An 8,653-nucleotide genomic window follows, 5' to 3' on the forward strand; every position below is an offset into this window, starting at 1 on the left:
CGACGTGCAGCGGGTCGTCGGCGCGGGTGAGCTGTTCGACACCATGACCGTCTTCGAGAACTACCCGCACGACGGCGGCGGCGCGGTCGTCCCGGGCGGCTCGGGGACGCGGGTCCTCGGGATCAGCGGGCGGGACAGCACCCACTACCCGCTCGGGCTCGTCGCCGTCCCCGGCCCGCGCCTGCGCCTGCGCCTCGACTACCGCCCCGACGTCGTCGACGAGGCCACCGCGGACTCCGTGGCCAGGCGGCTGGCGCGGGTCCTGGAGAGGCTGCTCGACGACCCGGGGCGGCCGGTCGGCGAGCTCGACCTGGCCGATCGCGACTTGGCAGACCGCGTCGTGGCCGATCGAGACCTTGCCGACCGCGGGGTGGTCGATCGCGACGCGGCGGGCGCGCCCGCCACGAGCGTGCCCGCGGTGTTCGCCCTGGTCGCCGCCGCGGCGCCCGACGCGATCGCGCTGCGCGCCGACGGACTCGACCTGACCTACGCCGAACTCGACGCCAGGGCGGACCGGCTGGCGCGCAGGCTGGTCGCGGCGGGGGTGGGGCCCGAGGACCCGGTGGCGCTGCTCATGCGGCGCGGGCCGGACGTGGTCGTGGCCGAACTCGCCGTGCTCAAGGCCGGCGGCGCCTACCTGCCGCTGCACCAGGCCCACCCCGACGACCGGCTCCGCCGCGTGCTCGCCGGGGCCGGCGTGCGCCTGGTCCTGTCCGACGACGCCTCCGCCGGGCGCGCCGGCGCGCTCGGCGTCGCCGTCCTGGGCCCCGACGATGACGCGCCCCTGCCCGAGCCGGACGCCCGTCCGCTGCCCGACCAGCTCGCCTGCCTCATGCAGACCTCCGGCTCGTCCGGCGGGCCCAAAAGCGTGGCCGTCACCCACCGCGCCGTCGTCGACCTGGCGCGCGACCACTCGTGGGTCGACGGCGCCCGCGAGCGGGTCTTGGCGCAGTCGCCGCACGCCTTCGACGCCGCCACCAACGAGGTGTGGCCCACCCTGCTCACCGGCGGCACCGTCGTGTTCGCGCCGCCCGACGAGCTGTCCCCGGCCGCGCTGGTGCGCCTCCTGGAGACCGAGCGCGTCACCGGCGCGTGCCTGACCGCGGCCATGCTGCCGGTGCTGGTCGAGGCGGGCCACGCCCTGCCGCGCTCCCTGCGGCAGCTGTGGGTCGGAGGGGAGCAGGTGGCGCGCCCGGCGGTGCGGGCCGTGCTCGACGCGTGTCCGGGCCTGGTGCTCACCAACGCTTACGGCCCCACCGAGGCTACGTCGTACGCCACGACCTACACCGCGCGCGCCGGCACGGCCGTGCCCGAGGTCGTGCCGATCGGCAAGCCCGCGGCGCACGCCCGCGCGTACACGCTCGACTCGGCGCTGCGCCCGGTCCCACCCGGCGGAACAGGGCACCTCTACCTCGCGGGCACGGGGCTCGCGCGCGGTTACCCGGGCCGACCGGGGCTGAGCGCCGAGCGGTTCGTCGCCGACCCGTTCGGGCCGCCCGGTGGGCGGATGTACCGCACCGGGGACGTGGTGCGGGTGGCCGGTGACGGCGAGCTGACCTGGGTCGGCCGGGCCGACGACCAGGTCAAGGTGCGGGGCTTCCGGGTGGAGCCGAGCGAGGTCGAGGCCGCGCTGGCCGCGCGGCCAGGCGTCGCCGCGGCCGTGGTGCTCGCCGTCCAGGACGCGGGCGGCGTGCACCTGGTCGGCCACGTCCTGCCCTCCCGCGGCGCGGCGCCCGCGCCGCGGGAGCTGCGGGAGGCGCTGGCCGCCGTGCTGCCCGACTACATGATCCCCGCGACGATCGAGCTCGTCGACGCGTTCCCGCTGACCCCGAACGGGAAGGTCGACCGCCGCGCCCTCTCGGAGGCCCGGCCCGACCGGGACGCGCCGGTGGCGGGCCGGGCGCCCCGCGGGCCTCGCGAGGAGGTCCTGTGCGGCCTGTTCGCCGACCTGCTCAACCTGCCCGAGGTCGGCGTGGACGACAGCTTCTTCGACCTCGGCGGGCACTCCCTGTCCGCCACCAGGCTGATCAGCCGGATCCGGTCGGTGCTCGGCGTCGAGGTCGAGCTCCGCCGCCTCTTCGACTCGCCGACGCCGGCCGGCCTGGCGGCGGCCCTGGACACCGCGGCCGGGAGCAGGCCGGAGGTCCGGCCACGGGGCCACGACCGGCCCGTCCCGCTGTCGTCGACGCAGAGCAGGCTGTGGTTCCTCGACCGGATGGAAGGACCCTCGTCCACCTACAACATCCCGGTCGCCCTGCGCCTGCGCGGTGAACCGGACCTCGCGGCGCTCCGCTCCGCGCTGGCCGACCTGGTCGAGCGGCACGAGTCGCTGCGCACCACCCTGGTCGGCGACGGCGGCGAACCGCGGCAGGTGGTCCTGGCCCCCCACGAGGCCGTGCCGCGGCTGCCCGTCACCGCCACGTCGGCCGAGCGGCTGGCCGACGACCTCGCCACCGCCGCGGCCGTCCCCTTCGACCTGGCCGCCGAACCCCCGCTGCGCACCGGCCTGTTCTCCCTCGGCCCGGAGGACAACGTCCTGCTGCTCGTGGTGCACCACACCGCGGCCGACGGGTGGTCCCGCAGACCGCTGCTGACCGACCTCGGCCGGGCCTACGCGGCCAGGCGGGCGGGCCGGGCCCCGGACTGGGCGCCGTTGCCCGTCCAGTACGCGGACTGGGCGCAGTGGCAGCACGACCTGCTCCACGGCGCGGACGACTCCGCCGGCCCCCTCACCCGCCAGCTCGACCACTGGCGCACGGCCCTGCGGGACCTGCCCGAACACCTCGACCTGCCGCTGGACCACGCCCGGCCCGCCATCGGGTCGCCGCGCGGCGACGCGGTCGGCTTCACCGTGCCCGCCGAGCTGCACGCGCGGATCGCGGGCGTGGCCCGCGACCACCGGGTGACCACCTTCATGGTGCTCCAGGCCGCGCTGGCCGTCGTGCTGGGCCGGATGGGCGCGGGTGAGGACATCCCGCTCGGGACACCGATCGCCGGCCGCACCGACAACGCCCTCGACGACCTGGTCGGGTTCTTCGCCAACACGCTCGTGCTGCGCACCGACCTGCGGGGCGACCCCACCTTCGCCGAGCTGCTGGCCAGGGTCCGCGCGGTCGACCTCGCCGCCTACGACAACCAGGACGTGCCCTTCGAACGGCTGGTGGAACTGCTCAACCCGACCCGCTCGACCGCCGCGCACCCGCTGTTCCAGGTGCTGCTCACGCTCGACAACACCACCGGGCCCGACGCGGGGGCGGAGTTCCTCGACGGGCTCTCGGCCGAGGCCGTGCCGGTGGACACCGGGGTGTCCAAGTTCGACCTCGCGTTCGGCTTCTCCCCGCACCGGGGCACCGGCGCCCAACACCCGCCGCTGCACGGCGTCGTCGAGTACCGCACGGACCTGTTCCGGCCGGACACCGCCGAGCTGCTCGGCCGCCGCCTGCTGTTGGCGCTCGACCGGCTCACCCGCTCGCCCGAGCTGCGCGTCGGCGAGGTCGACCTGCTCGAACCCGGCGAGGCGGACCTCATCCTCAACACCTGGAACCCGGTCGACCCGGCCACCTCGCCCGCCACGGTGCCCGCGTTGTTCGCCGCCACCGCCTCCCGCGTGCCCGACCGGGTCGCCCTGGTCCACGACGGCGACGGCGGTGGCGACCCGGTGGAGCTGACCTACCGGGAGCTGTCCGCGGCGGTCAACCGACTGGCCCGGCTGCTGGTGGAGCACGGCGCCGCGCCGGAGCGACCCGTCGCGGTGGCCCTGCCGCACTCCCCGGACTGGGTGGTGGCGCTGCTCGCGGTGTTCGCCTCCGGAGCCACCTACCTGCCCGTCGACCCCGAGTACCCGCCCGACCGGGTGGCCTTCATGCTCGCCGACGCGGACCCGGTGCTCGTGCTGACCACCACCGGGTGGGCCCGGGGCGGGGCGCACGGCGCCGCGCCCGTCGTGGCGCTCGACGACCCCGCCGTCGTCGCGGACCTGGCCGGGCGGTCCGGTGAGCCGCTGACCGACGCGGACGCGCCGCCGCCGCGGGTGGCCAATGCGGCGTACACCATCTACACGTCGGGCTCCACGGGCAGGCCCAAGGGCGTGGTGCTGACCCACACCGGCGTGGTCGACCTGGTCAAGGAGCAGACCGAGCACTTCGGCGTCTCCGAGCGCAGCCGGTTGCTGCAACTGGTGTCCTCCAGCTTCGACGCCTCGCTCTGGAACGTCTTCGGGGGCCTGCTCAGCGGCGCCGCGGTCGTGCTGGCGCCCAACGAGCGCCCGAGCGGGGCCGCGTTGGCCGCGTTCGCGGCGCGACACCGGGTCACGCAAGTCGCGCTGCCGACCGCGGTGGTGGCCGGGTTGCCCGACGGCGGGCTCGCGCCCGGGGTCACGCTCATCGTCAGCGGTGACGTCTGCCCGCCCGAGCTGGTCTCCCGCTGGGCCGCGGACCGGCGGATGGTCAACGGCTACGGCCCCACAGAGGCCACCATCGGCGTCACCTGGTGGCGGTGCGGCCCGACCGACACCGGCCGGGTGCCGATCGGCAGGCCGTTCCGCAACTCCCGCCTCTACGTGCTGGACCCGGCGCTGCGCCCGGCGCCGCCCGGCGTCGCGGGCGAGCTGTTCATCGCGGGACCCGCACTGGCCCGCGGCTACCACGGCGCGCGTGCGCTCACCGCCGAGCGGTTCGTCCCCGACCCGCACGGCGCGCCCGGGACCCGGATGTACCGCACCGGCGACCTGGCCCGGTGGCGGCCCGACGGGGTGCTGGAGTTCGTCGGCAGGGTGGACGAGCAGGTCAAGATCCGCGGCTTCCGGGTCGAACCGGCGGAGGTCGAGGCCGCGCTGGCGGCGCACCCCGACGTCGTCGAAGCGGCGGTCGCGGTGTGGCGGCGCACGCCCACCGACCGGCGGCTGGCCGCGTACGCGGTGCCGGCTCCGGGTGCCGCCGCCACCGCGCCCGCCCTGCGGGCCCACCTGCTCGCCACGCTGCCCCGCTACCTGGTCCCGGACCGGGTCGTGCTGGTGGACGGCCTTCCGCTGACCCCCAACGGGAAGGTCGACCGGGCGGCGCTGCCCGAACCCGCGCCCGTGCCGCGAGCGGACCGGCGGAGCCGGACCCCGGTGGAGGAAGCGCTGTGCGCGTGCTTCGCCGCCGTGCTCGACCTGCCCGACGTCGGCGTGCACGACGACTTCTTCGAGCTGGGCGGCCACTCGCTGCTGGTCACCGACCTGGTGGGCCGGGTGGTCGAGGCGCTGGGGCGCGAGGTGTCCATCCGCGACCTGTTCGTCGCGCCGACACCGGCGGCGCTCGCCGAGCGCGCGGGCGGCCCGTCCGACCCGCTGGAGGTCCTGCTGCCGCTGCGCGCCGAGGGCGCCGGGCCGCCGCTGTTCTGCCTGCACCCGGGCCTGGGGCTCGGCTGGTGCTACGGCCCGCTGGCCCGCCGGTCGACCGGACCGGTGTACGCCGTGCAGGCGAAGGGGCTGCGCGTCGGCGAGGAACCCGCCGCCACCGTCGAGGAGATGGTGGCCGACTACGTCGAGGTGATCCGCTCCGCCCACCCGAGCGGGCCGTACCGCCTGCTCGGCTGGTCGTCCGGTGGGCTCTTGGCGCACCGTGTCGCGACCGCGCTGCGCGCCGCCGGGGCGCGGGTCGAGCTGCTCGCCCTCGTCGACGCCTACCCGCCCGACCCGGGTGGGGCGGGGGAGTGGTCGGAGGACGAGGCGTACGCGCAGCTCGCCGGCGACCTGGGCGTGGACCCCCGGACCCTCGACGACCGCGGCGCGGCGGACCTCGCCGCCCGGTTGGCCGAGCGCGGGCACCCGATGGGGCACCTGCCCGGCGGGGATCCCCGTGCCGCGTCCGCGGTCTTCGTCAACACCAGCCGGCTCACCCGCGACGTGCGGCTCGACCCGTTCGACGGCGACGCCGTGGTGTTCACCGCCGAGGACACGGCCCGGCGGGGCGACCCGAGGTGGTCGGCGGCGGCGTGGCGCGGCCTCACGGGTGGGCTGCTCGCCGAGCACGTCGTGCCCGGCGGGCACGAGGACCTGATGACCGTCGAACGGGCGGTCGACGAGATCAGCCGTGTCCTGGCCTCCGGGGCCGGGACGGACAGGGAGGGATGACAGCGGTGACGAACCCGTTCGAGGACCCCGATGGCCGGTACGCCGTGCTCGTCAACGACGAGGGGCAGTACTCGCTGTGGCCGACCTTCGCCGACGTGCCGGCGGGGTGGTCGGTGGCGCTCCAGGAAACCGACCGGCAGTCCTGCCTGGACTTCATCGAGCGCACCTGGACCGACATGCGCCCGCGCAGCCTGGTCGAGGCGATGGAAAAGACGGCGGCCGACTGAACGCCCTCCTCAGCAGGCCGTGACGGCCCCGACGGCACCGCGCCGTCGGGGCCGTCGGCGTTGTTGATCACCCGAACGGACTCTGTCGAAAGTCCCGGTCGCATGCTGCTTAGGACCGATGGATCGGTCGTCGGCAGCCCCTAACCTCGATCACGACACCACCGACGGAGGGCTTCCTTGATCACGCTGAGCGGGCTGACGAAACGCTACGGGGACACCGTGGCCGTAGACGACCTGGACCTGGAGATCGCTCCGGGACGGGTCACCGGCTTCCTGGGGCCCAACGGTTCCGGCAAGTCCACCACCATGCGCATGATCCTCGGGCTCGACAGCCCTTCCGGGGGTCGGGCGTTGATCGACGGGAAGCCCTACGCGGCGCTGAGCCACCCGCTGCGGCGCGTGGGCGCCCTGCTCGACGCGAAGTCGCTGCACCCCGGCCGCCGGGCCCGCAGCCACCTGATCGCGATGGCCCGCAGCAACGGCATCCCCCTGTCCCGGGTCGACGAGGTGCTGGAGATCGTCGGCCTGGAGAATGTGGCGCGCAAGAGGGCGGGTGCGTTCTCCCTCGGCATGGGGCAGCGGCTGGGCATCGCCGGCGCGCTGCTGGGCGACCCGGACATCCTCATCCTCGACGAGCCGGTCAACGGCCTCGACCCGGACGGCGTGCGCTGGGTGCGCGAGCTGGTGCGCGAGCTGGCCGGCGAGGGCCGGACGGTCTTCGTGTCCAGCCACCTGATGAGCGAGATGCAGCTGACCGCCGACCACCTGGTCGTCATCGGCAAGGGCAAGCTCATCGCCGAAGGGCCGATCGAGTCCATCATCGGCAACAGCTCCGCCACCGCCGTGCGGGTGCGGGTGCCCGATCCCGCCCACCTCGACCGGCTGCGCGAGCAGCTGCTGCGCCACTCGTTCACCATCACCACGGAGACCTCCGACAGCATCACCGTCGCGGGCAGCGCCGTCGCCGAGATCGGCGACCTCGCCTTCCAGGAGGGTGTGCGGCTGCACGAGCTGCGGGTTGTCGAAGCCTCGTTGGAGGAGGCCTACATGGAGATCACCGGCGCCAGCGTCGAGTACGGCGCGCCGTCCAAGGGCGCCGCGAACACGGAAGCGCAGGTCTGAACATGGCGAACAACCTCGTTCCCCAGGCGGAGCGCGCGCGGGCCAGGGCGTCGAACGCCGCGCTGCCCGCCCCGCGCGGCGGCGGGTTCCCCGGCGCGGTGTCGTCGGAGTGGAGCAAGTTCTGGACGCTGCGCTCGACGTGGTGGACCCTGATCGCCTCCACGCTGCTGCTGGCCGCCTTCACGGCCGTGATCGCGCTGGCCACCCGGCTCCAGGTCCAAGCCGAGAACGGCCAACCCGGCTCGGTCCCGGTGGGCAGCGTGGGCGTCTCCGGGTTGCAGCTGGTGCAGTTCGCCATCATCGCGCTGGCGATCATCGCAGTGTGCTCGGAGTACCAAACCGGCAGCATCCGCTCGACCCTCCAGTGGGTGCCGAAGCGGGGTCGGATGATCGTGGCCAAGACGACGGTGGTCACCGTCGTGTGCGCCGCGACCGGGATCGTGTTCGGCCTGCTCGGGGACGGCATCGCCTGGATCGCGCTCGGCCCGTACCGCAGCGGCGGCGTCGACGACATCGTGCGCGACGTCTTCGCGGTCACCGTCTACCTGACCTCGCTCGGCGTGTTCAGCATGGGGCTCGGCTTCATCATCCGCAGCACCGCGGGCACCTTCGCGATCGCCCTGCTGGCGGTGTTCGGCCTGCCCGCCGCGTTCCAAGCGGTGGACAGCGCCATCCTCAACACCATGGGCCAGTACCTGCCGCTGTCGGCGGGCGGGTACCTGATCGACCGGGCCGTGGAGCCGTACGGGCCGGGCACCGCAGTCACGGTGCTCGCGGCGTGGGCGGTCGCCGCCGTGGTCGCGGGCGGGGTGCTCCTCAAGCGCCGCGACGCCTGACACCGGGATCGGGGGCGACCGGTGAGCCCGGGCGGCGGTCGAAAAGTCCGGGAAAAGCCCCTGCCTGATCGGGACATCCCCTGCCGAACACCGGCGGCAGGGGAAGAACTTTGCGCGTTCGGGGACCACATCGACCGATTCGGCGCGGGCGCGACCGCGCCGACCGTTCCGGTGCGCGGTCGCGCCCGGATTGCCCATCCCGATCGGTTTTCGTCGTCCTGGTGGCTGATTCGCGGGCGGGTCGCCGGGGCCTCGTCGCTCGGAATTCGCGCTGGCCCGGTCGGGGCGACGGCGTCGGTTCCCAGGTGGCCGGTGGTCACCACGACGGCCTCGGCTGATCTGCTCATCGACTC

The 8,653-nt window shown here is 75.0% G+C and carries 4 protein-coding genes; all 4 read left to right on the forward strand.

Translation table 11 applies throughout. The features are described 5' to 3' along the window. The first annotated feature begins 43 nt into the window (after positions 1–43). The 4 genes from ACFV4N_RS35225 (at position 44) to ACFV4N_RS35240 (ending at position 8,300) form a co-directional block, all read left to right on the forward strand. A complete protein-coding gene (locus ACFV4N_RS35225) occupies positions 44–6,115 on the forward strand; it encodes an amino acid adenylation domain-containing protein (RefSeq protein ID WP_499676989.1) in 6,072 nt (2,023 codons plus the stop codon). A 5-nt stretch (positions 6,116–6,120) separates the two neighbouring features. Further along, complete coding sequence (locus ACFV4N_RS35230) at positions 6,121–6,342, forward strand: MbtH family protein (protein WP_438920846.1); 222 nt, start codon at positions 6,121–6,123, stop codon at positions 6,340–6,342. A gap of 177 nt (positions 6,343–6,519) precedes the next feature. Beyond that, entirely contained in the window at positions 6,520–7,464 is a 945-nt protein-coding gene (locus ACFV4N_RS35235) for an ABC transporter ATP-binding protein (RefSeq protein WP_499676990.1), read from the forward strand. Between the two features lie 2 nt (positions 7,465–7,466). Beyond that, on the forward strand, positions 7,467–8,300 hold the full coding sequence (locus ACFV4N_RS35240) for a hypothetical protein (RefSeq protein ID WP_499676991.1): 834 nt from the start codon (positions 7,467–7,469) through the stop codon (positions 8,298–8,300). Positions 8,301–8,653 lie beyond the last annotated feature (353 nt).

The organism is Actinosynnema sp. NPDC059797, from assembly GCF_042732085.1.
Taxonomy (GTDB): domain Bacteria; phylum Actinomycetota; class Actinomycetes; order Mycobacteriales; family Pseudonocardiaceae; genus Actinosynnema.